At 70.1% G+C, this 24,060-nt stretch carries 21 protein-coding genes and 1 tRNA gene; 6 read left to right on the top strand and 16 right to left on the bottom strand.

Translation table 11 applies throughout. The features are described 5' to 3' along the window. Positions 1 to 73 precede the first annotated feature (73 nt). Genes glp through AB6A69_RS06885 form a run of 5 tightly spaced genes read right to left on the bottom strand, consistent with a single transcriptional unit; the run spans position 74 to position 4,134 of the window. Positions 74 to 1,249, bottom strand: coding sequence for a gephyrin-like molybdotransferase Glp (gene glp / locus AB6A69_RS06905; RefSeq protein ID WP_371060217.1), 1,176 nt, complete (start codon positions 1,247 to 1,249; stop codon positions 74 to 76). Beyond that, positions 1,246 to 1,722 carry a cyclic pyranopterin monophosphate synthase MoaC gene (gene moaC / locus AB6A69_RS06900; protein WP_371060216.1) on the bottom strand — a complete coding sequence of 159 codons (477 nt, stop codon included), beginning with the start codon at positions 1,720 to 1,722 and terminating at the stop codon, positions 1,246 to 1,248. The genes glp and moaC overlap by 4 nt, the downstream gene beginning before the upstream one ends. Further along, the gene (gene trpC / locus AB6A69_RS06895) at positions 1,722 to 2,537 is read right to left on the bottom strand and encodes an indole-3-glycerol phosphate synthase TrpC (RefSeq protein WP_371038362.1); all 816 of its coding nucleotides are present in this window, start codon (positions 2,535 to 2,537) and stop codon (positions 1,722 to 1,724) included. Before trpC ends, moaC begins: the two co-directional genes overlap by 1 nt. Beyond that, entirely contained in the window at positions 2,534 to 3,556 is a 1,023-nt protein-coding gene (gene trpD / locus AB6A69_RS06890; RefSeq protein ID WP_371060215.1) for an anthranilate phosphoribosyltransferase, read from the bottom strand. Before trpD ends, trpC begins: the two co-directional genes overlap by 4 nt. Continuing rightward, entirely contained in the window at positions 3,553 to 4,134 is a 582-nt protein-coding gene (locus AB6A69_RS06885; protein ID WP_371060214.1) for an aminodeoxychorismate/anthranilate synthase component II, read from the bottom strand. Before AB6A69_RS06885 ends, trpD begins: the two co-directional genes overlap by 4 nt. Before the next feature lie 141 nt (positions 4,135 to 4,275). Here AB6A69_RS06885 and AB6A69_RS06880 point away from each other — a divergent pair, with 141 nt between their 5' ends. Beyond that, positions 4,276 to 5,928 carry a divergent polysaccharide deacetylase family protein gene (locus AB6A69_RS06880; RefSeq protein ID WP_371060213.1) on the top strand — a complete coding sequence of 551 codons (1,653 nt, stop codon included), beginning with the start codon at positions 4,276 to 4,278 and terminating at the stop codon, positions 5,926 to 5,928. Positions 5,929 to 6,058: 130 nt separating this feature from the next. On the opposite strand, the gene trpE is transcribed toward AB6A69_RS06880, so the two are convergent. From trpE to fabI, 5 genes are read right to left on the bottom strand one after another with little or no spacing between them, the layout of a single operon-like run. Next, complete coding sequence (gene trpE, locus AB6A69_RS06875; protein ID WP_371060212.1) at positions 6,059 to 7,570, bottom strand: anthranilate synthase component I; 1,512 nt, start codon at positions 7,568 to 7,570, stop codon at positions 6,059 to 6,061. 10 nt (positions 7,571 to 7,580) lie between these two features. Beyond that, complete coding sequence (locus AB6A69_RS06870; RefSeq protein ID WP_371060211.1) at positions 7,581 to 9,428, bottom strand: peptidyl-prolyl cis-trans isomerase; 1,848 nt, start codon at positions 9,426 to 9,428, stop codon at positions 7,581 to 7,583. A gap of 32 nt (positions 9,429 to 9,460) precedes the next feature. Further along, positions 9,461 to 10,660, bottom strand: a complete 1,200-nt coding sequence (locus tag AB6A69_RS06865) for an aminotransferase (protein ID WP_371060210.1) — start codon at positions 10,658 to 10,660, stop codon at positions 9,461 to 9,463. Positions 10,661 to 10,678: 18 nt separating this feature from the next. Continuing rightward, complete coding sequence (gene gpt, locus AB6A69_RS06860) at positions 10,679 to 11,179, bottom strand: xanthine phosphoribosyltransferase (protein WP_371038369.1); 501 nt, start codon at positions 11,177 to 11,179, stop codon at positions 10,679 to 10,681. Between the two features lie 4 nt (positions 11,180 to 11,183). Next, the gene (gene fabI / locus AB6A69_RS06855) at positions 11,184 to 11,990 is read right to left on the bottom strand and encodes an enoyl-ACP reductase FabI (RefSeq protein ID WP_371038370.1); all 807 of its coding nucleotides are present in this window, start codon (positions 11,988 to 11,990) and stop codon (positions 11,184 to 11,186) included. 109 nt (positions 11,991 to 12,099) lie between these two features. On the opposite strand from fabI, the gene pdxH reads away from it, so the two are divergent. The 5 genes from pdxH to AB6A69_RS06830 all read left to right on the top strand — a co-directional run bounded on the left by pdxH (position 12,100) and on the right by AB6A69_RS06830 (position 18,059). Then, positions 12,100 to 12,705 (top strand): pyridoxamine 5'-phosphate oxidase, encoded by a 606-nt coding sequence (gene pdxH / locus AB6A69_RS06850; protein ID WP_371060209.1) that lies wholly within the window; start codon positions 12,100 to 12,102, stop codon positions 12,703 to 12,705. Between the two features lie 135 nt (positions 12,706 to 12,840). After that, positions 12,841 to 13,374, top strand: a complete 534-nt coding sequence (locus AB6A69_RS06845) for a cold-shock protein (protein ID WP_371038372.1) — start codon at positions 12,841 to 12,843, stop codon at positions 13,372 to 13,374. Next, positions 13,344 to 13,820: a DUF192 domain-containing protein gene (locus AB6A69_RS06840; protein WP_371060208.1), complete on the top strand. Its 477-nt coding sequence runs from the start codon at positions 13,344 to 13,346 to the stop codon at positions 13,818 to 13,820. The genes AB6A69_RS06845 and AB6A69_RS06840 overlap by 31 nt, the downstream gene beginning before the upstream one ends. Positions 13,821 to 13,861: 41 nt before the next feature. Beyond that, a tRNA-Pro gene (locus AB6A69_RS06835) sits at positions 13,862 to 13,938 on the top strand. A 446-nt stretch (positions 13,939 to 14,384) separates the two neighbouring features. After that, on the top strand, positions 14,385 to 18,059 hold the full coding sequence (locus tag AB6A69_RS06830; protein ID WP_371060207.1) for a vitamin B12-dependent ribonucleotide reductase: 3,675 nt from the start codon (positions 14,385 to 14,387) through the stop codon (positions 18,057 to 18,059). A gap of 143 nt (positions 18,060 to 18,202) precedes the next feature. Here the strand turns inward: AB6A69_RS06830 and AB6A69_RS06825 are convergent, their stop codons facing one another. The 6 genes from AB6A69_RS06825 to AB6A69_RS06800 all read right to left on the bottom strand — a co-directional run bounded on the left by AB6A69_RS06825 (position 18,203) and on the right by AB6A69_RS06800 (position 24,000). Continuing rightward, positions 18,203 to 18,628: a DUF2267 domain-containing protein gene (locus AB6A69_RS06825; RefSeq protein ID WP_371060206.1), complete on the bottom strand. Its 426-nt coding sequence runs from the start codon at positions 18,626 to 18,628 to the stop codon at positions 18,203 to 18,205. A 162-nt stretch (positions 18,629 to 18,790) separates the two neighbouring features. Beyond that, complete coding sequence (locus AB6A69_RS06820; protein ID WP_371060205.1) at positions 18,791 to 20,005, bottom strand: NADP-dependent isocitrate dehydrogenase; 1,215 nt, start codon at positions 20,003 to 20,005, stop codon at positions 18,791 to 18,793. 102 nt (positions 20,006 to 20,107) lie between these two features. Then, positions 20,108 to 21,319 (bottom strand): multidrug effflux MFS transporter, encoded by a 1,212-nt coding sequence (locus AB6A69_RS06815; RefSeq protein WP_371060204.1) that lies wholly within the window; start codon positions 21,317 to 21,319, stop codon positions 20,108 to 20,110. Positions 21,320 to 21,390: 71 nt separating this feature from the next. After that, on the bottom strand, positions 21,391 to 21,840 hold the full coding sequence (locus tag AB6A69_RS06810; RefSeq protein ID WP_371060203.1) for an ion channel: 450 nt from the start codon (positions 21,838 to 21,840) through the stop codon (positions 21,391 to 21,393). Then, complete coding sequence (locus AB6A69_RS06805) at positions 21,837 to 22,481, bottom strand: DsbA family protein (RefSeq protein ID WP_371038385.1); 645 nt, start codon at positions 22,479 to 22,481, stop codon at positions 21,837 to 21,839. The genes AB6A69_RS06810 and AB6A69_RS06805 overlap by 4 nt, the downstream gene beginning before the upstream one ends. After that, positions 22,468 to 24,000 carry a class I adenylate-forming enzyme family protein gene (locus tag AB6A69_RS06800; RefSeq protein ID WP_371060202.1) on the bottom strand — a complete coding sequence of 511 codons (1,533 nt, stop codon included), beginning with the start codon at positions 23,998 to 24,000 and terminating at the stop codon, positions 22,468 to 22,470. Before AB6A69_RS06800 ends, AB6A69_RS06805 begins: the two co-directional genes overlap by 14 nt. Positions 24,001 to 24,060: the final 60 nt, after the last annotated feature.

The following is a 24,060-nucleotide window of genomic DNA, read 5'->3' as shown; positions in this document are numbered from 1 at the left end:
GATGTTCTACGCATGTTCCCGTTTTGTGTCAAGCTTATCCACATCAGACCTGTCGCGTTGCGGCCACGCTGCTTCAGGAAAGCGGGATGAAGTCCACGATCTCGCCCGCGGCGCGGGGCCCGTCGGACGCGGGGCGGACGAGAAGCGCGTCCGCCTCCGCCAGCACCGACAGAAGCGCGCTGTCCTGGCTGTCGAAGGGGCAGAGCCCCGCATCCGTGCGGCGTGCGCGCATGTAATGCTCGCGCGGGCCGTTGGCCGCCACCGCCCGGGCAAGCGGGGCCTGCCGGCGCGGCGCGGAGGCTTCGCCGAGGCCCAGCATCTTGCGGATCACCGGGGCCACGAAGACGTGGCCGCAGACGATGGCCGAGACCGGGTTGCCGGGCAGCCCGATCATCGTGGCATCGCCCAGCCTGCCCGCCATGAGCGGCTTTCCCGGCCGCATGGCCACCTTGTAGAACGCCTGCTCCATGCCGAGGTCGGCGGCCACGGGCCCCACGAGGTCGTGGTCGCCCACCGAGGCGCCGCCGACGGTCAGCACGAGATCCGCGCCTTGGGCCAGCTCGAAGCCGGCGCGCAGGGACGCCGTGGTGTCACGCGCGACGGGCAGAAGCCGCGCCTCCGCGCCAAGCGCCTCCAGCAGGGCCTTCAGCGCGTAGTTGTTCGAGGCGATGATCTGGTCGGGGCCCGGGCGCTCGCCGGGCAGCACCAACTCGTCGCCGGTGGCGAGGATCGCCACCTCGGGCCGGCGCGCCACGGTCACCCGCGGCAGGTTCATCGCCGCGAGAAGCGCCGCGTCGGCGGGCGACAGCCGGCGCGGCGCGGCGAGACGGTCGCCAATGCGGAAATCCGCGCCGGCGGGGCGGACATGCGGGCCCGCGCCGAGGCTGTCGAGGAGCATGACCGTCTCGCCCTCCCGCGCTGTGTCCTCCTGGATGACCACGCGGTCGGCCCCGTCGGGTATCGGCGCGCCGGTGAAGATCCGGACGGCCTCTCCGGGCCCGAGCGCGCCCGCGAAGCGCCGCCCCGCGGCCGCCTCTCCGACAACGCGGAAGCGCGCGCCGGGCCGCGCCTCGGCCGCCGCCACCGCGTAGCCGTCCATCGCCGAGGCGGGGAAGGGCGGCTGATCCCGATCCGCGACGGCGTCCCGTGCCAGCACGCGTCCCGCCGCCCGTTCGAGCGGCACCTCTTCGGCGCCCAGCGGCGCCACGAGGGCGAACAGGCGCGCGAGCGCCTCGTCGACGGTGATCATGGCGCTTCGTACCGGCCCGATTTTCCGCCGTCCTTCAGCGTGACGCGCAGGCCCCCGATCTCCATGCCGCGCTCCGCCGCCTTCAGCATGTCATAGATGGTGAGCGCGGCGGTGGAGGCCGCGGTCAACGCCTCCATCTCGACGCCGGTCGGGCCGGTCGTCCTGACCGTTGCCGAGATGCGCAGCCCGGGCAGATCGCGGTCGGGCTCGATCTCGACCGTGACCTTCGTGATCGGCAGCGGGTGGCAGAGCGGGATCAGCTCGGCCGTACGCTTTGCGCCCATGATCCCGGCAAGCCGCGCCACACCGATCACGTCGCCCTTTTTCGCTGAGCCTTCTTCAACGATCGCAAGTGTTTCCGCGCGCATCTTCACCCAGGCGGCGGCGGTCGCGGTGCGGGCGGTCGCGGGTTTTCCCGACACGTCCACCATCTGCGCCGCCCCGCTCTCGTCGAAGTGGGTGAGGCTTGCCATCACATGCCTCCACCGGCAAAGAGCGGCTTCGACAGAAGAGCGCGCGTCGCGGCGGCCACGTCGTCCGCACGCATCAGGGTTTCGCCCACGAGGAAGCAGCGCGCGCCATAGCGGGCGAGTTCGGCGAGATCGTCGGAACTGGACAGGCCGCTTTCCGACACGATGATCTTGTCCTCGGGCACCCGCTTCACGAGCTTCCGCGTCACGCCGAGCGACGTCTCGAAACTGTGCAAGTCCCGGTTGTTGATCCCGACGAGGCGCGAGGACAACCTTCCGGCGCGCTCGAGCTCTTCGGCATCGTGGACTTCCACGAGCACGTCCATGCCCCAGCGCGCGGCCTCGGTTTCGAGCGCCGTCGCCTCCTCGTCGGTGACGGCGGCCATGACGATCAGGATACAGTCCGCGCCGATCGCCCGCGCCTCGGCCACCTGGTAGGGGTCGAACATGAAATCCTTGCGCAGGATCGGCAGGCTGCACGCCTCGCGCGCCAGGGTGAGGTCCTCCTTCGAGCCCTGGAAGCTTGGCGCGTCGGTCAGCACCGAGATGCACGCGGCCCCGCCCGCGGCATAGGCGGCCGCCAGCGCGGCGGGATCGAAATCCTCGCGGATGAGCCCCTTGGAGGGCGACGCCTTCTTGATCTCCGCAATCAGGCCGTAGCCCTGTTTCGAGGCCTGCAGCAGCGCGTCCGCGAAGCCGCGCACGGGTGGCGCGTTCTTCGCCGCCGTCTCCACCTCGCCGATGGGCTTGGCGGCCTTGCACGCCTCGATCTCTTCGAGCTTGTAGGCCTTGATGCGGTCGAGAATGGTGTCGGTCATGTCGCCTCCGTAGTGATCCGGGCCAGCGCCTCTACCTTGCCGCGCGCCGCGCCGCTGTCGAGGCTTTCGCGCGCGACCGCCACGCCCTCGCGCTCGTCCGACGCGCGGCCCGCGACCACCAGCGCGGCGGCCGCGTTCAGGAGCACCGCGTCGCGGTAGGCCGAGGGCGCCCCGTCGAGAAGCGCGCGAAACGCCTGCCCGTTTTCGGCCGGGGTTCCACCCAGGATCGCGTCGAAGGGGTGTACGGGCAAGCCGAAATCTTCCGGGTGGATCTCGGCCTCGCGGATCGCGCCGTCCTCCTCGAGCGCCACGAGACGCGACGGCCCCGCGATCGAGATCTCGTCGGTGCCGTCCGCGCCGTGCACGAGCCACGCCCGCTCGCTGCCAAGCCGCTTGAGCGTTTCCGCCATCGGACGCAGCAGCGTGTCGGCGAATGCGCCGGTCAGCTGGCGCGCGACCCCGGCCGGATTGGTCAGCGGCCCGAGGATGTTGAAGATCGTCCGCGTGCCGAGCTCCGCGCGCACCGGGCCGACATGCGCCATGGCCGGGTGATGCATGGGCGCCATCATGAAGCCGATGCCCGCCTCGGCAAGCGCGCGCTCCACCACGTCTGCGTGGACCATGACGTTCACGCCCATCTGGGCGAGCGCGTCGGCGGCGCCCGATCTCGACGACAGGTTGCGGTTGCCGTGCTTGGCCACCGGAACGCCCGCGCCGGCCACGACGAAGGCCGCGGCGGTCGAGATGTTCAGCGTGCCCTTGCCGTCGCCGCCCGTGCCCACGATGTCCATCGCGCCCGGCGGCGCGACGACCTTGTGGCACTTGGCGCGCATCACGCGGGCGGCGGCGGCGTATTCGTCCACCGTCTCGCCGCGGGTGCGCAGCGCCATGAGAAATCCGCCGGTCTGCGACGGGGTCGCTTCCCCGTTGAAAAGGCACTGAAAGGCGCGCTCGGCCTCCTCCGAGGTCAGCGCACGATCGGCGGCGGCGCCGATGAGCGGCTTCAGCCCCTCGGTCATGCGGCCACGCGGGTCAGGTCGAGAAAGTTCCGCAGCATCCGGTGGCCGTGCTCCGAGGCGATCGACTCGGGGTGGAACTGCACGCCATGCACGGGCAGCTCGCGGTGGGCGAGCCCCATGATCGTCCCGTCGCCCGCCCGAGCGGTCACGGTGAGACAGTCCGGCAACCCCTCCTCGGCGACGGCGAGGGAGTGGTAGCGCGTGGCCCGGAAGGGCGAGGGAAGCCCCGCGAAGACGCCGGTGCCCTCATGGGCGATCTCGTCCGTCTTGCCATGGACGATCCGCCCCGCGCGCACCACGCGCCCGCCGAAGACCTGCCCGATGGTCTGGTGCCCGAGGCAGACACCCAGAAGCGGCACGCCCGCCTCGGCCGCCGCGCGGGTGAGATCGAGGCAGATCCCCGCGCGGTCCGGGTCGCACGGCCCCGGCGACAGAACGATGCCCTCCGGCCGCATCTCGAGCGCCTCGGCCGGGGTCAGCGCATCGTTGCGCCGCACGACCGTGCGGGCGCCTTCCTCGCCGAGAAAATGCACGAGGTTCCAGGTGAAGCTGTCGTAATTGTCGATCAGGAGCAGCATCGAGCGGGCCCGGTGAAACTTGGGGTGGAGGCGCGCCCCCGTGTCGGGCTATACATGCTCAGGCTTGCGCGAAAGCGTCAAGGGGCAGGCAAGCCGCACGGGATCGACCCCGCGGCGGGATAACAAAGAAGAGGCAAGGCCATGGCACGCGGAGCTCTGGCGGGATTTCTGTGGGGAACGGCGCTTTCGGTGGTGGGCGTCGCGGTGCTCTCGGTCTATTCGGACCCGCCGCGGCTGGTACCCGAAACCGAGGGGGCGCTCGATGTGCCGGCGGGATCGGGGTTCGACCGGGGCGCAGGGGACACACCTGCCACGCTGCCCGGCCCGGAGGATGCGCCCGCCCCCGACGGGGACGCGCCGCGCGCGGATGCGCCCGCGCCCGACGACCTCTCGACGCTCGAGGGCGTGGAGCGCGAAGCGGCCACTCCGCCGGCAACAGGCACGCCGGCGGGCGACATCGCCGTCCCCCCGGAACCCGGCCCCGCGCCCGAGGCCGAGTCCGCGACCGACACGGCGCCAGCGATCGCGCAGGCCGGGCAGGGGCCCGGCGCGCCGCAAGGTGAAACGCCGCCCGCCGCCCCGCAAGCGCCCGGGCGTCCCGAGACGGCCGCCCCGGAACGCGCTGCGCTGGCCCCGCCAGCCGAGCCGCCTGCCGAGGCCGCGCCGGATGGGGGCGCACGCGATGCGGCCCCGGACCGGGCGGATGCGCCGGCCAGCGCGCCGACCCGAAGCGGCGGCGACCCTGCGCCAGAGGCCGAGACGGCCGGGGGCGCGCGCCCCGAGGCCGCGCCCGCGCCCGACCTTGCCGCGCCGGCCACCGACGGCGAGGCGCCGCGCGCCCCCGAGGCGGCACCGTCCCGACCCGCGCCGCCCGCCGAGACGTCCGATCCGGTCGCCCCCGACGCCCCCGCGAGCGACAGCGATTTCGCCGCCCCGGATGGCCCGGAGGCACCCGCCTTGCCGACGGACGAAGAGACGGCGGCCGAAGACGGTCGCGCCGGGCTCGGCCGGCAGGCGGGCACGATCGGAGACCTTGCGCCCGAGGTGCGAATCAACCGGTTGCCCGGCGCGGATGCGCGCGAGACGGAGACGGAAACGGCACCGGCCCCGCGCGCGCCGCTCGAGCGCTTCGCCGTCCCGTCCGACGCGCCCGCCGGCGGGCCGCTCATGGCGATCGTTCTGCTCGACGACGGCCCGGGCCCGTTCGGCCCGGAGGCGCTCGCGGGCTTCCCCTTTCCCCTGACGGTGGCCGTCGATCCCGACTGGGAGGGGGCGGAGGCGGCGATGCGGGGCTATCGCGCGCAGGGGATCGAGGTCGCGGTGCTCGGCGCGCTGCCCGACAGCGCGGGCCCCCGTGACGCCGAAGTCGCGATGCAGGCATGGGCGCGCGCGGTGCCCGAAGCGGTGGCCATCCTCGAGGCCGAGGCGGGTACGCTGCAAGGCAGCCGCGCCCTGTCCGAGCAGATCGGCGCCATTCTCGCCGATACCGGCCACGGGCTGGTCCTGCACTCGCAAGGGCTCGACACCGGCGCGGCGCTCGCGGCGCGCGCGGGCGTGCCCACGGTCACGATCTTCCGGGAGATCGACGCCGAGGGCGAAGACAGCAACGCGATCCGCCGCAACCTCGATCAGGCGGCCTTCCGGGCACGCACCGAGGGCGCCTCGGTCATGCTGGGACGGCTGCGCGCGGAAACGATCAGCGCGCTCCTGCTCTGGGGGCTTCAGGATCGGGAGCGCAACGTGACGCTCGTGCCGGTGTCGAAGGTGCTGATGCGCGGACAGGACGCCGAGTAGCCTGGCGCCTCGAAGCGGCCCAGACAAAGACGGGCCGATGCTCGCCCCGCCCGTGCATCCGGCATCGCCGTCGAGACCACGTTCGGGATGGCGCGCAAGGGCCTTCGAAGGCCCTTGGCAGCGCCCGGCTTCAGGCGTTCCCGGATCCGGTGAACCGCGCGGCGTCCTCGGCCGCCCTGCGGATGGCGCGGCTCTTGTTCACCGTCTCCTGCCATTCGGCCTCGGGGTCGCTGTCATGCACGACCCCGCCGCCGGCCTGGATGTAGAGCTTGCCGTCCTTCACGACCGCGGTGCGCAGCGCGATGCACATGTCCATGTCGCCGCCGGCCGAGAAATAGCCCACGCCGCCTGCGTAAAGGCCGCGCTTTTCCGGCTCGAGCTCGTCGATGATCTCCATCGCGCGCACTTTCGGCGCGCCCGAGACCGTGCCCGCCGGCAGCCCGGCAAGGAGCGCCGAAAGCGCGTCCTGATCCTCCGAAAGCTCGCCCACCACGTTCGAAACGATATGCATGACGTGGGAATAGCGCTCGATCGTGTACTGCTCGGTGGGGCGCACGGTGCCGATCTTCGCCACCCGCCCCACGTCGTTGCGGCCCAGATCGAGAAGCATCAGGTGCTCGGCGCGCTCCTTCTCGTCGGCCAGAAGCTCTTCGGCCAGCGCGCGGTCCTCCTCGGCCGTGGCGCCGCGCGGGCGGGTGCCGGCGACGGGCCGGATCGTCACCTCGCGGTCGAAGACCCGCACGAGGATTTCCGGGCTCGCCCCCACGACCTGGAAATCGCCGAAGTCGAAGTAGAACATGAAGGGCGAGGGGTTGGTGCGCCGCAGCGAGCGGTAGAGGGCGAAGGGCGGCAGCGGGAACTCCTGGATCCAGCGCTGGGAGGGAACCACCTGGAAGATGTCGCCGGCGCGGATGTAGTCCTTCGCCGTCTCGACCGCGGCGAGATAGTCGCTCTTGGAGAAGTTCGACACCGGCTCCGCAATCTCGCCCGCGTCGCCCATCTCCCGGCTCGCCTGCGGCAGCGCGCGCTCGAGGTCGCGGACCGCGTCCATCACCCGTTCGGCGGCCTGCGCATAGGCCGCCCGCGCCGAAAGGCCCGATGCCGCCCAGGCGGGCGCCACCACCGTGACCTCGCCCTTCACCCCGTCGAGCACGGCCACCACCGACGGGCGTAGCAGCACCGCGTCGGGCACGCCCAGCGGATCGGGGTTCACCATGGGCAGCCGTTCGACAAGGCGGATCATGTCGTAGCCCAGATAGCCGAAGAGCCCGGCCGCCGCGCGGGGCAGGTCGTCGGGCATGTCGATCCGGCTTTCGGCGATGAGCGCGCGCAGGTTCGCCAGAGGGTCGCCAGCCTCCACCTCGAAGGCATCGGGGTCGAAGCGCGCGGTGCGGTTGATCCGGCTTTCCGTCCCGCGGCACTCCCAGACGAGATCGGGCTTCATGCCGATGATCGAATAGCGCCCGCGCACCTCGCCGCCGGTCACGGATTCGAGCATGAACGCGTCGCGCGACGGGCCGGCGAGCTTCAGCATCAGCGAGACGGGCGTATCCAGGTCGGCCGCGAGCCGGATCCAGACAAGCTGGTTGAGCCCCGCCTCGTATCCCGTTTCGAACGCGGCGAAATCCGGAGTGATGCTCATCGGGCCGACCTTACTGGAACTGGGCGTGAACGGCGTTGATCGCGGCCTGGTCGAGTTGCACGCCGGCACGGGCGCGGATCTCACGGAGATAGGCCTCGAACAGGTCCTGCGCGATCCCGCCGGAGACCTGCCGCTCAATCGCCTCGGCAAGCTCGGCGGTGGCGGGGTCGTCGCGGTCCGGCGGCGTCGCGGCGTCGAGCCGGGCGATGACGACGCGCCCGTCGCCCTCGATCACGCGCACCTCGCCTGTGTCCATCTCGAACACGGTCTCGAGCAGACGCTCCGGCGCGTCCGGCACGAAGCCCGACCGCGTGGCGCCCTCGGTCACGGTGGCGTCGCGCAGGCCCATGGCCGCGAAGCGCCGCCCCTCGCGGAGCGCGGACGCGATTTCCTCGGCCTCGGCGGCGAGCGCCTCGAGCGCGCGGGCGCCCTCCCATCCGGCGCGCACCTGCTCTTCGACCTCGTCGAAGGGGCGCGGCGCGGGCGGCAGCGTGTCGTCGAGGCGCAGGGCGAAGATCCCGCCGTCGCCCAAGGTCTCCACCGCCGGGTAGTCGTCCTCTCCGACGCGCGCGGCGGCGGTGCGGAAGTCCTCGTAGGCGGCGATCCCGTCCTCCACGCCCGGGTGCCAGTCGATCTGCCCGAGACGCATCTCCGTCTCGGCGGCCAGATCCTCGAGCGTGGCGCCGCCGGCGAGCAGGTCGTCCATCCCCTCGGCCTGGTTCTCGACCACGCGCCGCGCGCGCGACATCGCGAGTTCCTCGCGGAGAAGCTCACGCGCTTCCTCGAAGCTCGTCTCCTGCGCGTTCAGGATGGCGTTGACGCGGTAGAGCGCGGGGCCGAGGGGGGAGGGGGCAGGGCCCACCACGTCGCCGGTGCCGGCGTCGAAGACCGCGCCCGCCGCCGCGTCGAGCTCGTCGCGCGACACATCGCCGAGATCCACGTCCGACAGCGTCAGGCCGCGCTCCTCGACGAGCGCGTCGAAATCGGTCTCTCCCGCCTCGAGCCGCGCCATCGCCTCCGCGGCGGCGGTCTCGTCGGCGAAGACCAGACGCTCCACCAGCCGCCGTTCGGGCTGGTTGAACTGCTCCGAGCGCTCCTCGTAAAGCTCGCGCAGCGCCGCCTCGTCAACCTGCACCGTGTCGAGGATCATCTCGGGCGTGAGCCACGCGTAGGTGATGGCCCGCGTCTCGGGCGCCGTGAACGCGTCGATGTTGGCCTCGTAGTAGGCGCGAAGATCGCTCTCGGTGGGCTCGGGCAGCGGGGTTTCGAGGTCTTCTGGGGCCAGGGTCGCCCAGGTGAAATCCCGGCGCTCGCCCAGATAGCCCAGAAGACGATCGCTCAGCGCGTCGGGGGCGGGGGTGCCGGCAAGCACCGCGCCCTGCACCAGCGTGCGCGCGGTCTCCTCGCGCAGATCTTCCTCGAATTCGGCCTCCGTCAGGCCCACATTGTCCAGCCTGACGCGGTAGGCTTCGCGGTCGAACGTCCCGTCGGGGCCCTGGAAGGCGGGGATTTCGCGAAGCTGGCCGGCGAGCGTCGCATCGCCCACCGAGATACCGAGCCGCGCGGTCTCGTGGTCGAGCGCGGCGGTGGTGATCAGCCGCGCCAGCACCTGCTGGTCGAGTCCCGCGGCGCGCGCCTCCTGGAAGGAGACGGCGCGGCCCGTCTCGGCGCTGATCGCGCGCAGCTCGTCCTGCAGCGCGCGGGCATACGCATCGACCGAGATCGGCTTGTCGCCCACGGTGCCCACGGTGCGGATCGTGCCCGACAGGTTCGTGGCGCCGAATCCCGCGAGGCCGATGATGAGAAGCCCCAGAAGGATCCAGACGAGGGTTTTCGAGATGCTGGCGCGCGCGGACATGACGTCTCCCTTCGGAACCTGGCTCGGGTTGTCTAGTGGCCGCCCGGCGCGCTCGCAAGCGGGAACGGAAGCGCCGCCAGCCGCTCGAAGAGCGCGTCGATGCCGGCCCGGTCGACGTTGGCGTAGGCGATGCGGAGCGCGCGGGCGCCGGAGGCGTCGTCGGCCGGCGTGAACATCGTCCCGGGCAGGGCGAGGACGCCCGCCTCGCGCACCAGCGCGGGGGCGAGCGCGTCCGAGGGCATCTCGAAGGGATGCTCGAGCCAGGCGAAATAGGCGCCCACGCCGTGCAGCCGCCAGCCCCGGTCCTCGAGCCGTGCCATGCCGTCGCCGATCGCCGCACGGCGGTCGAGGATCTCGGCCCGCTCGCCCGCGAGCCACTGCGCGAGGTTCCGCATCCCCCAGAGCGCCGCGCGCTGGCCCAGCTGGGGCGCGCAGATCGCCACGGTGTCGAGGAACTTCTCGGCCTCGGCGAGGATCGTGCGCGACGCGACGAGCGCGCCGGTGCGATGCCCGGTGAGGCGGTAGGCCTTGGAGAACGAGTAGAGGTGGACGAAGGCTTCCGGCCAGTCCGGGTCGGTGAAAAGCGCGTGCGGCGGACCGGTGCGCGCGTCGAAATCCCGGTAGGTTTCGTCGAGGATGAGCACGAGGCCGCGCGACCGCGCTAGCGCGTAGAACTCCATGACGAGTTCGGGAGGGTATTCCACGCCGCCGGGGTTGTTGGGCGTCACCAGCACGATGGCGCGGGTGCGCGGCGTGACAAGCGCGGCGGCGCGCTCGGGATCCGGAAACAGCCCGGCGCCCGTCGGCAGCGGCACCGCGGCGACGCCGGCCATGTCGAGCCACATCTTGTGGTTGAAATACCACGGGGTCGGAAGGATCACCTCGTCCCCCTCGCCGGCAAGCGCCGCGATCGCGGCGCAGAAGGCCTGGTTGCAGCCGGCGGTGATCGCCACCTGCTCGGCCGCGATCTGCCCGCCATACCCCGCGCCCCAGCGCCGCGCGATCTCGGCGCGCAGCTCAGGGTGGCCGAGTACGGGGCCGTAGAGATGCACCTCCGGCTCTTCCTGGACGAGCCGCGCCATCTCGGCGCGGAGCGCCTCCGGCGGGGGATCGACGGGCGCGGCCTGGCTCACGTTCAGAAGCGGCCGGCCCGGGGGCATCTCTGCCCCCTCGAGCCAGCGCCGCGCCTCCATCACCGGGGGCGCGAAAGTGGCGGCGGTGCGGCTGGTCATGCTGCAGCCGCCACGGGATCAGTCCGTGCCGCGATAGGGTTCGACATACTGGAGCGCCATGTCCCAGGGAAAGAAGATCCAGGTGTCCTGGCTCACCTCGGTGATGAAGGTGTCCACCTGGCCGCGGCCCATCGGCTTGGCGTAGACGGTGGCGACATGCGCATTGGGCATCGTCGCGCGCACCACCTCTAGGGTGCGGCCCGTGTCCACGAGATCGTCCACGATCAGCACGCCCGTGCCGTCGCCCACAAGGTCCATGTTGGGCGCCTTGATGATGCGGGGTTCGGTGCGCTCCTGGTGGTTGTAGGATTTCACGCTGATCGTGTCGACCGTGCGGATGTCGAGCTCCCGCGCGACGATCATCGCCGGCGCCATGCCGCCCCGCGTGATCGCCACCACCATCCGCCAGCCGCCGTCGCCGGGCCCGTGCCCGTCGAGCCGCCAGGCCAGCGCCCGGGCGTCGCGGTGAAGCTGATCCCAGCTGACGTGGAAGCCCTTTTCGTGGGGAAGTCTGTCCATTGCCTCAGCCCTTGGTGATGTCCGGCGCGTCCACGGCCTTCATGCCGACGACGTGGTAGCCCGCGTCCACGTGATGCACCTCTCCGGTGACGCCGGAGCCGAGATCCGACAGCAGGTAGAGCGCCGACTTGCCGACATCCTCCAGCGTCACGTTGCGGCGCAGGGGTGAATTGTACTCGTTCCACTTCATGATGTAGCGGAAATCGCCGATGCCGGAGGCCGCAAGCGTCTTGATCGGGCCGGCGCTGATCGCGTTCACGCGGATGCCGTCCTTGCCCAGATCCTCGGCGAGATAGCGCACGCTCGCCTCGAGCCCGGCCTTGGCCACCCCCATGACGTTGTAATGCGGCATCACGCGCTCGGCGCCGTAATAGGTCAGCGTGAGGCAGGAGCCGCCTTCGCTCATCATCTTTTCCGCGCGGGCAACGACTGCGGTGAAGGAATAGACCGAGATGTCCATGGTCGTGGCGAAGTTCTTGCGGCTCGTGTCCACGTAGCGGCCCCGCAGTTCGCCCTTGTCGGAAAAGCCGATGGCGTGAACGATGAAATCGAGGCGGTCCCAGCGCTCCTTCAGCTCGGCGAAGAGCGCGTCGATGGAGGCCTCGTCGCCCACGTCGCAAGGCAGCACGATATCGCTGCCGAGCTGGGCGGCCAGCGGGCCCACGCGCTTCTTGAGCGCCTCGCCCTGGTAGGAGAAGGCAAGCTCCGCCCCGGCGCCGGCGCAGGCGCGCGCGACGCCCCAGGCGATGGACTTGTCATTCGCCAGCCCCATGATTAGTCCGCGCTTGCCCGCCATCAGGGTATTCGTCATGGGCTGTCTCCTGCCTGTCCCGCGCCTCGCCGTCCTTTAGGCGATCGACTTGGGGGCATCAAGTGCGGCCCGGACAGCGCCCCTGCACGGCGCGAGGAAGGAGAAGGCGATGAGCGACCGAACCGGTATCTTCGAGGGCGACGATCCCTTCGCCATCGCGCGGGCCTGGCTGGCCGAGGCCGAGGCGCAGGAGATCAACGATCCCAACGCCATCGCGCTCGCGACGGTGGACGAGGCGGGCCTGCCCAACGTGCGCATGGTGCTGCTCAAGGAGATCGAGGCCGACGCCTTCGTCTTCTACACCAACTACGACAGCGCCAAGGGCCGCGAGATCGCCGCGGCGGGCAAGGCCGCCTTCGTCATCCACTGGAAAAGCCTGCGCCGGCAGATCCGCGTGCGCGGCACGGTCAGCCGCGAGGACGGGCCCAAGGCCGACGCCTATTTCGCCTCCCGCTCGATCAAGAGCCGGCTCGGCGCATGGGCCTCGCGCCAGTCCGAGCCGCTCGAAAGCCGCGCGGCGCTCATGGCGGAGGTGGCCCGCGTGGCGGCGCGCAGCGGCACCGCGCCCGCGCGGCCGCCGTATTGGGGCGGATTCCGCATCACGCCTCTCGAGATCGAGTTCTGGGCCGACGGCGCCTTTCGGTTGCATGACCGCTTCCGCTGGCGCCGCGCGGGCGCCGACGCGGCGTGGGACATTGCCCGGCTCAACCCCTGAATTGACCCGACGCGACGGGTGTCGCCGCATTCGGCACGCTGGTAAGCGGTTGAAACGTTGCGCCTTAATTAACTTGCAATCGCACGCCGCTTTGGCGCAACACTTGCCATGGGGATGAAATTGATTGGATGCGGAGTGACGGACTCCATCGAAGAGCCGCGCCGCTTGCGGGGCCATGTGAAGTGGTTCGACCCTGCGAAGGGTTTCGGGTTCGTGGTTGCTGAAGAGGGCGGCCCCGACATCCTGCTTCATGCCAATGTCTTGCGGAACTTCGGGCAGAGTTCGATCGCCGATGGGGCGCAGGTCGAGATCACGGCGCAGCAGACCGCGCGCGGGATGCAGGCGGTCGCGGTGCTCGACATAAAGCCGCCCGAAGGCACCGGTCCCGCGACCCTCGCGGATTTCGAGGGCTACGACCCCGAGGAGTTGCGCGCCGCGCCCCTCGAGCCCGCCCGCGTGAAATGGTTCGACACGGCCAAGGGCTTCGGCTTCGCCAACGTCTTCGGCCGGAGCGAGGACGTCTTCGTTCATATCGAGGTCCTGCGGCGCTCCGGGCTTGCCGATCTGCAGCCCGGAGAGGCGCTGGCGGTGCGCGTGATCGAGGGCAAGCGCGGCTTCATGGCGACGGAGGTGCTGGCATGGGAAGCCGCGCTCTCGGAAAAGCGCTGACGCTCGCCCTGGCCGTCGCGGGCGGCGCCGCGTCCGCGGGCGCGTGCCGCGAGGACGCCGTATGGCTGCGCGGCGACTGGGGCGAGGCACGGTTCACCGTCGAGGTCGCCGACGACCCCGAGGAGCGCGCGCAGGGCCTGATGTTCCGCGAAAGCCTGCCCGAAACCGCGGGGATGCTCTTCGTCTACGAGCATCCGCAGCCGGTGGCGTTCTGGATGGAGAACACGCTCATCCCGCTCGACATGATCTTCGCCGACGTCAGCGGCACGGTCCGCCGCGTTCATTCGAATGCCGTGCCGGGCGACCGCACCCCGATTCCCGGCGGGCGCGAGATCTTCGCGGTGCTCGAGATCAATGGCGGCAAGGCCGAGGCGATGGGAATCGCACCCGGCACCGAGATGCGCCACCCCGCCTTCGGAGACGACGCCGCCTGGCCCTGCGAGTAGGGCTTTTCACCCGGCCCGCTCGCGGGTATTGAAGCGCCAGTCGGGGCGTAGCGCAGCCTGGTAGCGCGTCTGTTTTGGGTACAGAAGGTCGTGAGTTCGAATCTCGCCGCCCCGACCACGAAGGCCTTTCCCCGGACTTCTGCGGCCCCTCCGCAACACTGCACGAAACGCGCCCCGCGCAGCCTCGGACCGCGCCGGTATCGAGGTTGCGCGCGTAACGGGCTGACGTAGCGTCCGTTTTGCTGGCAGCGACTCCAGAGCGGGGCAGGGCGGGCTACGGAAAAACGCGCGGGTCAAGGCCAAAAAGCCGCGCGCAACGCTAAAAATTCCGTTGACGGTCACGGCCCTGTTACGCCAGTTTGTGTATGCGCTCTGAGCCGCCACAAGATGTAGTGCCGGGGCGCAGGGACAGAAACGCTAGACAAGAGCATTGGCGCGTCCGCCGGGCGCGCGGCCGGGGGTCCGACGGATCCCCGGACAGAGCAGGGCGGCCAACAGGCGGCGGCCCGGCCGGATGGCGCCGCCGTCCGGAAATGGAACGACCGACACGGGGATTGCGGGCACATGAAGATCGACAGAAAATTCACGAAGGCAGGACAGGACGCGTATACCGGGCTCGACTTCGTCACCACGGCCTCCGAGATCCGCAACCCCGACGGCACCGTCGTGTTCCGGCTCGACGAGGTGGAGGTTCCGGCCTCCTGGAGCCAGGTCGCCTCGGACGTGATCGCGCAGAAATATTTTCGTAAGGCGGGCGTGCCCAACAAGCTGAAGAAGGTGCGCGAAAAGGACGTGCCGGAATTCCTGTGGCGTTCGGTGCCGGCGGACGACAATGACGGATTCGGCGGCGAGACGCGCGCGCGGCAGGTCTTCGACCGGCTGGCGGGAGCCTGGGCGTATTGGGGCTGGAAGGGCGGCTACTTCACGACAGAGGAAGACGCGCGCGCCTACTACGACGAGATGCGCCACATGCTGGCGACCCAGCGCGCCGCGCCCAACTCGCCGCAGTGGTTCAACACCGGCCTGCACTGGGCCTACGGCATCGACGGGCCGAGCCAGGGCCATCACTACGTGGATTACAGGACCGGCAAGCTCACCAAGGCGAAGTCGGCCTACGAGCACCCGCAGCCGCATGCCTGCTTCATCCAGTCGGTGGCCGACGACCTCGTGAACGAGGGCGGCATCATGGATCTGTGGGTGCGCGAGGCGCGGCTCTTCAAGTACGGCTCGGGTACCGGCACGAATTTCAGCCAGCTGCGCGGCGAGGGCGAGAAGCTCTCGGGTGGCGGCAAGTCCTCGGGCCTCATGGGCTTTCTGAAGATCGGCGATCGCGCGGCGGGCGCGATCAAGTCGGGCGGCACCACGCGCCGCGCGGCGAAGATGGTGATCTGCGACGTCGACCACCCCGACATCGAGGCGTTCATCAATTGGAAGGTGATCGAGGAGCAGAAGGTCGCCTCCATCGTCGCCGGCTCGAAGATGCACGAGGCGCGGCTCAACGACATCTTCGCGGCGATCGGCGCCTGGGACGGCGCCGTCGAGGACGCGGTGGACCCGGCGAAGAACGCGTCGCTGAAAACCGCGATCCGCGCGGCCAAGAAGGGCCAGATCCCGGAAACCTACGTGAAGCGCGTGCTCGACTACGCGCGGCAGGGCTACACCTCGATCGAGTTTCCGACCTATGACACCGACTGGGACAGCGAGGCCTATGCCAGCGTCTCCGGCCAGAATTCCAACAACTCGGTGCGCGTGACCGACGCCTTCCTGCAGGCGGTGCGCGACGACGCCGACTGGGAACTCTACCGCCGCACCGACGGCGAGGTGGCGAAGACCGTCAAGGCGCGCGAGCTCTGGGAGCAGATCGGCCACGCCGCCTGGGCCTGCGCCGATCCCGGCATCCAGTTCCACGACACCGTGAACGCCTGGCACACCTGCCCCGAGGACGGGCCGATCCGCGGCTCGAACCCGTGCTCGGAATACATGTTCCTCGACGACACCGCCTGCAACCTGGCCTCGATGAACCTGCTGAGCTTCCTCGAGGACGGCGTGTTCCAGGCGGACGACTACATCCACGCCTCCCGGCTCTGGACCCTCACGCTCGAGATCAGCGTGCTGATGGCGCAGTTCCCGTCGAAGGAGATCGCGCAGCTCTCCTACGAGTTCCGGACGCTCGGGCTGGGCTACGCCAATATCGGCGGGCTGCTCATGCAGATGGGCTACGGCTACGATTCGGACGAGGGCCGCGCGCTCTGCGGCGCGCTCAGCGCGATCATGACGGGCGTGGCCTATGCCACCTCCGCCGAGATCGCGAGCGAGGTCGGCCCCTTCGCTGGCTACGAGCGCAACCGCGCGCACATGCTTCGCGTCATCCGAAACCACCGCAACGCGGCCCACGGAAACGGCCACGGCTACGAGGATCTCGCGGTGAAGCCGGTGCCGCTCGACCATGCGAACTGCCCCGACGCGCGGCTGGTGGAGCTCGCCATGGCGGCCTGGGACGAGGCGCTCGCGCTCGGCCAGAAGCACGGCTACCGCAACGCGCAGGCCACCGTCATCGCGCCCACCGGCACGATCGGGCTGGTGATGGATTGCGACACGACCGGCATCGAGCCCGACTTCGCGCTGGTGAAGTTCAAGAAGCTCGCGGGCGGCGGCTATTTCAAGATCATCAACCGCTCGGTGCCGGCCGCGCTCGAGAAGCTGGGCTACGGCTCGGCCCAGATCGAGGAGATCGTCGCCTACGCCGTCGGCCACGGCTCCATCGGTCAGGCGCCGGCGATCAACGTGTCGACGCTGCGCGCCAAGGGTTTCGACGACGCGGCGCTGGCGCGCGTGGAGGCGGCGCTCGGGCAGGCCTTCGACATCCGCTTCGTCTTCAACCAGTGGACGCTGGGCGAGGAGTTCTGCCGCGAGCGGCTGGGCATCGCGCCCGAGAAGCTCAACGATCCCTCCTTCGACCTGCTGCGTCACCTGGGCTTCACCAAGGCCGAGATCGACGCCGCGAACGACCACGTCTGCGGAACGATGACGCTGGAGGGCGCGCCCTACCTCAAGGACGAGCACCTTTCCATCTTCGACTGCGCGAACCCCTGCGGCAAGCGGGGCAAGCGCTTCCTGTCGGTGAAGAGCCACATCCACATGATGGCGGCCGCGCAGAGCTTCGTCTCGGGCGCGATCTCCAAGACGATCAACATGCCCAACGACGCCACCATCGAGGACTGCCAGAAAGCCTACGAGCTTTCCTGGAGCCTCGGCGTGAAGGCCAACGCGCTCTACCGTGACGGCTCCAAGCTGTCGCAGCCGCTCGCCGCCGCGCTCGTGGAGGACGACGACGAGGCCGCCGAGGTGCTGGAAAGCGGCACGCCGCAGGAAAAGGCGCAGGTGCTGGCCGAGAAGGTGGTCGAGAAGATCGTGGTCAAGGAGATCTCCCGCGCCGCGCGCAGCAAGCTGCCGGAACGTCGCAAGGGCTACACGCAGAAGGCCATAGTGGGCGGCCACAAGGTCTATCTGCGCACAGGCGAATACGCGGACGGCCAGCTTGGCGAGATCTTCATCGACATGCACAAGGAGGGCGCGGGCTTCCGCGCGATGATGAACAACTTCGCCATCGCGGTCTCGGTTGGCCTGCAATACGGCGTGCCGCTCGAGGAGTTCGTGGACGCGTTCACCTTCACCAAGTTCGAGCCCGCAGGGCTGGTGCAGGGCAACGACTCTATCAAGAACGCGACCTCGATCCTCGACTACATCTTCCGCGAGCTTGCCGTGAGCTATCTCGACCGGACGGATCTCGCCCACGTCAAGCCGGAGGGCGCGACCTTCGACGACCTCGGCCGCGGCGAGGAGGAAGGCGTGTCGAACGTCAGGAAACTGTCGGAAAGCACGGCGTCGAAGTCGCTGGAGGTGCTCAAGCAGATCAGCTCCACCGGCTATCTCCGCAAGCGCCTGCCGCAGGAACTGGTGGTGCTGCAGGGCGGCCAGCCCTCGGCCCGGGGCTTCGCCCGGCCCGACGACGCGGCGGCCCCGCTGCAGACCCTCGCGCCCGAGACGACCCGCACCAGCGCCACGGTGATGGCGGCGACGGCGACGATGGAAACCGCCGCGCCCCTCGACGCCGCCACCCGCGCGCGGATGCAGGGCTACGAGGGCGAGGCGTGCGGCGAATGCGGCAACTACACGCTGGTGCGCAACGGCACCTGCATGAAATGCAACACCTGCGGGGCGACCTCCGGGTGCAGCTGATACCCGCGACAGCGGGTTTCCGGGGCGCGGCGGTGCCCGTCCCGGCCGGCGTTCAGGCGACAGGCGAGAAATCCGAGCGGTGAATACAAGCCTGGACTGCGAAACTCACGGGGGGCCTTCGGGTCCCCCTTTTTCCTGCCGGCTCAGTCCCAAAGCTCCTGCAGCGGCCTGCGCAGCGCATGGCGCACCTGCGCGATCTCGCCTTCCGACACCCGACGCTCCAGCAGGTCGAAGACGGCCATGACCGCGCGCTCGGTGTCGTCGAGCGGCGTCTTGTCGAAATGCGCCTCGATCCGGGCCAGGAAATCGGACTTGTTGCGCGGCTTGACCGGCGTTCCCGACGGATCCCACCCGTCGTAGTAGACCCCGCGCACCAGCACGGGAAGCTGCGCGGCGAGCTGCGCCGCCTCGTCCACGGTCAGGAAATCGCGCAGCGCGTGAAGCGTGCTGCGCAAGAGCAGGTAGGCGCGGCCATTTTCGCGCCAGCCGAGATCGTGGCAAAGGGCGTTCAGCCACTCGGCGAACACCTGCGGCGCGGTGTCGATCGTGGCAAGTCCGGTCGTGGTCATGGTGGGCTCCCTCAGGCGCGATCAGGGCCGAAGGCTAGACCCGCCCGGCGGGCCCCGCATTGATCGCGGGCAACGGTGGGCCGGCCAGAGGCGCCGCTCAAAAAAGGCCGCCGCGCCAATGGCGTGGCGGCCTTGCCGGTCTCTTCCGGCGGTATCGGCCGGTCAGGCGCCGAGCGCCTTGTCGAGGTTCTGGTCCACCTTCTCGAGGAAGCCCATCGTGGTGAGCCAACCCTGGTCGGGCCCGACGAGCAGGGCGAGGTCCTTGGTCATGTGGCCCGCCTCCACCGTCTCGATCACCACGCGTTCCAGCGTTTCGGCGAAGTGGCGCAGCTCCTCGTTGCCGTCGAGCTTGGCGCGGTGCTTGAGCCCGCCGGTCCAGGCGAAGATCGAGGCGATGGAGTTCGTGGAGGTCTCCTCGCCCTTCTGGTGCTGGCGGTAGTGACGGGTCACCGTGCCGTGGGCGGCCTCGGCCTCCACGATCTTGCCGTCCGGCGTCATCAGCTGCGAGGTCATCAGCCCGAGCGAGCCGAAGCCCTGCGCCACCGTGTCGGACTGCACGTCGCCGTCGTAGTTCTTGCAGGCCCAGACGAAGCCGCCGTTCCACTTCATCGCGCAGGCCACCATGTCGTCGATCAGGCGGTGCTCGTAGGTGATGCCCTTTTCCTTGAACTTCGCCTCGAACTCTTGCTCGAAGACCTCCTGGAAGAGGTCCTTGAAGCGGCCGTCATAGGCCTTGAGGATCGTGTTCTTGGTGGACATGTAGAGCGGCCAGCCCATGTCGAGCGCGTAGTTCATCGAGGCGCGCGCGAAATCGCGGATCGAGTCGTCGAGGTTGTACATCGCCATCGCGACGCCGGCGCCGGGCGACTGGTAGACCTCGCGCTCGATCACCTCGCCGTCCTCGCCCTCGAACCTGATGGTGAGCGTTCCCGGCCCGGGCATCCGGAAATCGGTCGCGCGGTACTGGTCGCCGAAGGCGTGGCGGCCGATCACGATGGGCTGGGTCCAGCCCGGCACAAGGCGGGGGACGTTGCGGCAGATGATCGGGGCGCGGAACACCACCCCGCCCAGGATGTTGCGGATCGTGCCGTTGGGGCTGCGCCACATCTTCTTGAGGCCGAACTCCTCCACCCGGGCCTCGTCGGGGGTGATGGTGGCGCATTTCACGCCGACGCCGATCTCCTTGATCTTCTCGGCGGCGTCGACGGTGATCTGGTCCTCGGTGCGGTCGCGCTCCTCGATGCCGAGATCGTAGTAGAGCAGATCGATATCGAGGTAGGGCAGGATCAGCTTCTTCTTGATGAAATCCCAGATGATGCGGGTCATCTCGTCGCCGTCGAGCTCCACGACGGGGTTGTCCACCTTGATCTTGGCCATGTGTCCCTCCTTCCGGGTGCCGAGTCGTTTGCCCGCCTCTTAGCGCATCGGCCGTGCGCTGGCCAGACAGTATGCCAGTGTATACATGCGTGGCGTCCGCCGTCAGGCGCACATGCGCGCCTCGAGCGTCCGGATCCGGACCATGAGCCCCAGCGCGACCGACGCCATGACGAAAATCCCCGCCGCGATCGGCAGCGGCGTGCCGTCGAAAAGTAGCCCCGTGGGCACCGCCAGCGTCACCGCGACCACGGTCGCCACGGCGCCGATCACGCTCGACGCGACGCCCGCGATATGGCCGAGCGGTTCCATGGCGAGCGCGTTGACGTTGCCGAGGGTCAGTGCGGTCTGCACCAGGATCGACGCCTGCCAGATCACGAACGCGCCGAAGAACACGGGCTCCGCCGGCGGAAAGAGATCGAGCAGGATCATCGTGCCCGACAGCACCACCTGCGCGGCAAGCGCCCCGGTGATGAGCCTGCGCATCCCCAGCCGCATCACCGCCGCCGCGTTGGCGAGGTTCGCGCCGGCGGCCACGACGGCGATCGCGGCGAACCAGTAGGGAAAGCTGTCGGCCCGGCCGAAGGTCAGGTCGTAGACTTGCTGCACCGTCGAGAGCATCGTGAAGAGCATCCCGAAGCAGAGCCCCTGCACGAGGATCGCGAGACGGACACGGGGGTTGCCCGCGATCTCCGAAAGCGCCCGCGCGAAGCTTTCACGCCGGAAGGGCAGGCGCCGGTCGCGCGGCAGCGTCTCGCGCAGCCGCAGAAGCATCCACAGCGACGAAACGGCGGCGAACGCGATGAAGGCCGCGAAGATCTCGCGCCAGCCCGCGACCGCGATGATCCCGGCCCCGAGAAGCGGCGCGAGCGCGGGCACGACGGCGAAGACCATCAGCACGAAGCTCATCGTTCGCGCCATGCGTTCGCCGGAGTAGAGGTCTCGGATGATGGCGAGCGTGACCACGCGCGGCCCGGCTGCGCCGAGCCCCTGCACGAGCCGCGCGGCCAGAAGCAGCTCGATCGTGGGCGCGGCCCAGGCCAGCGCGGCGCCCACGATGTAGAGCCCGGCGCCGGCCAGGATCACTGGCTTGCGCCCGTAGCTGTCGGAAAGCGGGCCGGTCACGAATGTGCCGAGCCCCATGCCCAGAACGAAGGCGGTGACGACAAGCTGTGCGAGGTTCGGCGCCTCGGGACTGAGCGTGGCGGCGATCTCGGGCATGGCCGGCAGCATCGCGTCGACGGAAAAGGCGACGGTAGCGAAAATCATCGCCATCAGCGCGATGAACTCGACGGGGTGCAGGCGGCTCGGCGGCATGGCGATGGCCGCTAGCATGGCGTGCGAGAGGCCGCCAGCCGCCATGGCGCGGCTCAACGCCGCAATGCGCCTCAGTCCTCCTTGTCGGGGGCGCGGGGCGGCGGGGCATCGGGGCCACGAGCGGGGCTGTCGGCCGGCGGGGCGCTCGACAGGTTCGCGGTGTCGTGCTCGTCCTCCGCCGGGTGCTGCTTGCCGTCCCGGCGCGCATGGTGGTCGTGATGGTCGAGCCGCGCGACCAGCCATTCGGCGTTGCGGTGGCGCATGTCCAGCGCGTAGCTGCCGATGCGCTGGATCGCGACGGCGAAGATGCCCAGCCCCACGAAGATGAAGACCGTGGTGGCGATCTTGCCCAGGATGGTCTGCGGCACCAGCGACCCGTAGCCCACGGTCGACAGCGTCACCACGGTGAAGAAGTAGCTGTCGACCCAACTCCACCCCTCGACGTAGCGAAAGACGACCGTGCCCGCGGCGATCACCGCGGCCAGCGTCAGAAGCAGCGTGAAGAGACTTCCGGCCCTCAACCTTCCCGCGCCCCTTCGGCTCCCAGCTCCGCGATCACCCGTGCCCAGAGCTCGGGCGGCTGCGCGCCCGGGACGGCGTGCTGACCGCCGACGATGAAGGTCGGAACGCCGGTCACGCCCATCTCGCGCGCGGCGCGCTCGCGGGCGCGCGTTTCCTCGACATCGGCGCCGGACTCCAGCAGCCGGTGCACCACGGAGGCGTCCATCTCGATCCGGTCGGCGATATCGGCCAGGGTCTCCCGGTCGCCGATGTCCCGGCCTTCCTTGAAATAGGCGGCGAAGAGGGCCGAGACGGCCGCCGTCTGCCGGCCCTCGATCCCCGCCCAATGGATCAGCCGGTGCGCGTCGAGCGTGTTGGGCTGGCGCCGGATCGCGCCGAGATCGAGCGCGAGGCCAGCGGCTTCCGCCGCGTCGGCGACCTCGGCGTAAACCTTGGCGGCGCCCTCCTCGCCACCGAACTTGGCGCGCAGGTAGTCGCGCCGGTCCATCCCCTCGGCCGGCATGTCGGGATTGAGCTGGAAGGGGTGCCATTCCACCGTGAAGGGGTGGTCGGGCGCGGCCTCGAGCGCACGGTCGAGCTGCACCTTGCCGATATAGCACCAGGGGCAGACGGGATCTGAAATGATGTCAAGCTTGACCATCGGGAGTCCTCCATTCGGCGCGCAGCGCCTTGCGGCTCAGCTTGCCGTTCGGTCCGGTCGGAAGATCGGTCCGGCGGACATAGAGCCGGGGTTGTTTCCAGCGCGCGAGGCGCTCGGCGGCGAAGGCCGAAAAGGCTTTTTCGTCAATCGGATCGCGCGCGGTGTAAAAGCAGGCGATGACCCGCACCTGGTCCTTGAGCGCGACATCCGTGACGGCGAGCGCATCGACGCCGGGAAAGGCGGCGAGCGCGGCCTCGACCTCCTGCGGGGCCACGCGCACCCCGCCCGCGTTCATCAGGTCGTCGGCCCGGCCTTGACAGGTGATGGAGCCGTCCGCGCCCATGACGCCCAGATCGCCGGTCAGGAACCACTCGCCGGAAAACCGCGCCTCCGTCTCGGCCTTGGCGCCCAGGTAGCCGAGCATGAGACCCGGATCGCAGCGCGAGACGGCGATGGTGCCCGTCTCGCCCATCGCCACGGGCGCCGCGTCGGGCCCGAGGATGGCGACCCGGCGCCCCGGCTGCGGCCGCCCCAGCGTGCCGGGAGGCGCAGGCACGCCCGGCGCCCCCGAGATGAAGGTGGAGCATTCCGACATCCCGAACGCCTCGTGCACGGCGGTGCCGGTGGCGGCCTCCCATGCGGTGCGGGTCGCCTCGGTCAGTTTCTCGCCGGCCGACAGTCCGTGACGCAATCGCGGCGCGGGTGCGTCCTCCGGCCAGTGCTTCAGAAGTTTCCTGTAAACCCCTGGAGATGCAGCGAAGATCGTCGCGTCATGGCGGCGGATCAGGAGCGGCAGCGCCTCGGGCGCCGTGCCCGCCTCGGGGATGAGGGCGGTGGCGCCCGCGGCCCAGGGATCGAGGAGCCCGGTGCCCAGCGTGTAGGTCCAGTTGAAGGCGCCCGCGTGCAGCAACCGGTCGCGCGGCGTGAGCCCGTACCAGCCCTCGCGCATCATGCCGCGCGCCCAGACGGCGCGATGGGCGTGCATCACCGCCCGCGGCGCGCCCGAGGTGCCCGAGGTGAAAACGATGTAGGCAAGCCGCTCCGGGTCTCCCTTGACCGGCGCAGCCTCGGGCCGCGCGCGCATGGCGCGGAGCGCCTCGAGGCCGATCCGGCGCGGTCCGTCCTCGGGGCAGAGCAGGGCGGGGTCGGCGAGCATCGCGGCGGGCCCGACCGTCCGGGCGATGCGCGCCACCTCGCCCGCCGTCAGCGCGGCCGAGACCGGCACCGGGACGATCCCCACCGCCACCGCGCCCAGGAAGGCGAGCGGGAAATCCACGGTGTTGGAGAGCCGGAGGAGAACCCTGTCGCCGGGGGCGAGCCCCGCCTCCAGCAGCCCCGTGCCGGTGCCGAGCGCCGCCGCGCGGAGCCGCGCGAAGCTCCAGCGTTCGGCGTGCGACGCCCCCAGCACCGCGAGCGCGATCTTGTCGGGCGCCGCCAGCCCGCCCGCGAGCACATGGTCCGCCAGGTTGAAGGGCGCGGGACACGCGGGCCAGGGCCCCTGATCGCAAAGCGAAAGCATCCCTCATTGGGTAAGCGCGGCCCGGTCCGGTTGCAAGCATCCGGGCGCGGCCCTATAGAG

This window comes from Rhodosalinus sp. 5P4, from assembly GCF_041365695.1.
GTDB lineage: Bacteria > Pseudomonadota > Alphaproteobacteria > Rhodobacterales > Rhodobacteraceae > Rhodosalinus.
This window is presented reverse-complemented; position numbering and strand designations above follow the sequence as displayed.

What these genes read in the sequence shown, in the direction of transcription:
- AB6A69_RS06815 (WP_371060204.1), bottom strand. Translation starts at nt 21,319, where the DNA reads ATGCCGCCGAGCCGCCTGCACCCCGTCGAGTTCATCGCGCTGATGGCG.
- pdxH (WP_371060209.1), top strand. Translation starts at nt 12,100, where the DNA reads ATGAGCGACCGAACCGGTATCTTCGAGGGCGACGATCCCTTCGCCATC.
- AB6A69_RS06830 (WP_371060207.1), top strand. Translation starts at nt 14,385, where the DNA reads ATGAAGATCGACAGAAAATTCACGAAGGCAGGACAGGACGCGTATACC.
- AB6A69_RS06825 (WP_371060206.1), bottom strand. Translation starts at nt 18,628, where the DNA reads ATGACCACGACCGGACTTGCCACGATCGACACCGCGCCGCAGGTGTTC.
- AB6A69_RS06865 (WP_371060210.1), bottom strand. Translation starts at nt 10,660, where the DNA reads ATGACCAGCCGCACCGCCGCCACTTTCGCGCCCCCGGTGATGGAGGCG.
- trpC (WP_371038362.1), bottom strand. Translation starts at nt 2,537, where the DNA reads ATGACCGACACCATTCTCGACCGCATCAAGGCCTACAAGCTCGAAGAG.
- AB6A69_RS06805 (WP_371038385.1), bottom strand. Translation starts at nt 22,481, where the DNA reads ATGGTCAAGCTTGACATCATTTCAGATCCCGTCTGCCCCTGGTGCTAT.
- fabI (WP_371038370.1), bottom strand. Translation starts at nt 11,990, where the DNA reads ATGACGAATACCCTGATGGCGGGCAAGCGCGGACTAATCATGGGGCTG.
- moaC (WP_371060216.1), bottom strand. Translation starts at nt 1,722, where the DNA reads ATGGCAAGCCTCACCCACTTCGACGAGAGCGGGGCGGCGCAGATGGTG.
- AB6A69_RS06880 (WP_371060213.1), top strand. Translation starts at nt 4,276, where the DNA reads ATGGCACGCGGAGCTCTGGCGGGATTTCTGTGGGGAACGGCGCTTTCG.
- gpt (WP_371038369.1), bottom strand. Translation starts at nt 11,179, where the DNA reads ATGGACAGACTTCCCCACGAAAAGGGCTTCCACGTCAGCTGGGATCAG.
- AB6A69_RS06820 (WP_371060205.1), bottom strand. Translation starts at nt 20,005, where the DNA reads ATGGCCAAGATCAAGGTGGACAACCCCGTCGTGGAGCTCGACGGCGAC.
- AB6A69_RS06885 (WP_371060214.1), bottom strand. Translation starts at nt 4,134, where the DNA reads ATGCTGCTCCTGATCGACAATTACGACAGCTTCACCTGGAACCTCGTG.
- trpD (WP_371060215.1), bottom strand. Translation starts at nt 3,556, where the DNA reads ATGACCGAGGGGCTGAAGCCGCTCATCGGCGCCGCCGCCGATCGTGCG.
- AB6A69_RS06800 (WP_371060202.1), bottom strand. Translation starts at nt 24,000, where the DNA reads ATGCTTTCGCTTTGCGATCAGGGGCCCTGGCCCGCGTGTCCCGCGCCC.
- AB6A69_RS06870 (WP_371060211.1), bottom strand. Translation starts at nt 9,428, where the DNA reads ATGTCCGCGCGCGCCAGCATCTCGAAAACCCTCGTCTGGATCCTTCTG.
- glp (WP_371060217.1), bottom strand. Translation starts at nt 1,249, where the DNA reads ATGATCACCGTCGACGAGGCGCTCGCGCGCCTGTTCGCCCTCGTGGCG.
- AB6A69_RS06840 (WP_371060208.1), top strand. Translation starts at nt 13,344, where the DNA reads ATGGGAAGCCGCGCTCTCGGAAAAGCGCTGACGCTCGCCCTGGCCGTC.
- trpE (WP_371060212.1), bottom strand. Translation starts at nt 7,570, where the DNA reads ATGAGCATCACTCCGGATTTCGCCGCGTTCGAAACGGGATACGAGGCG.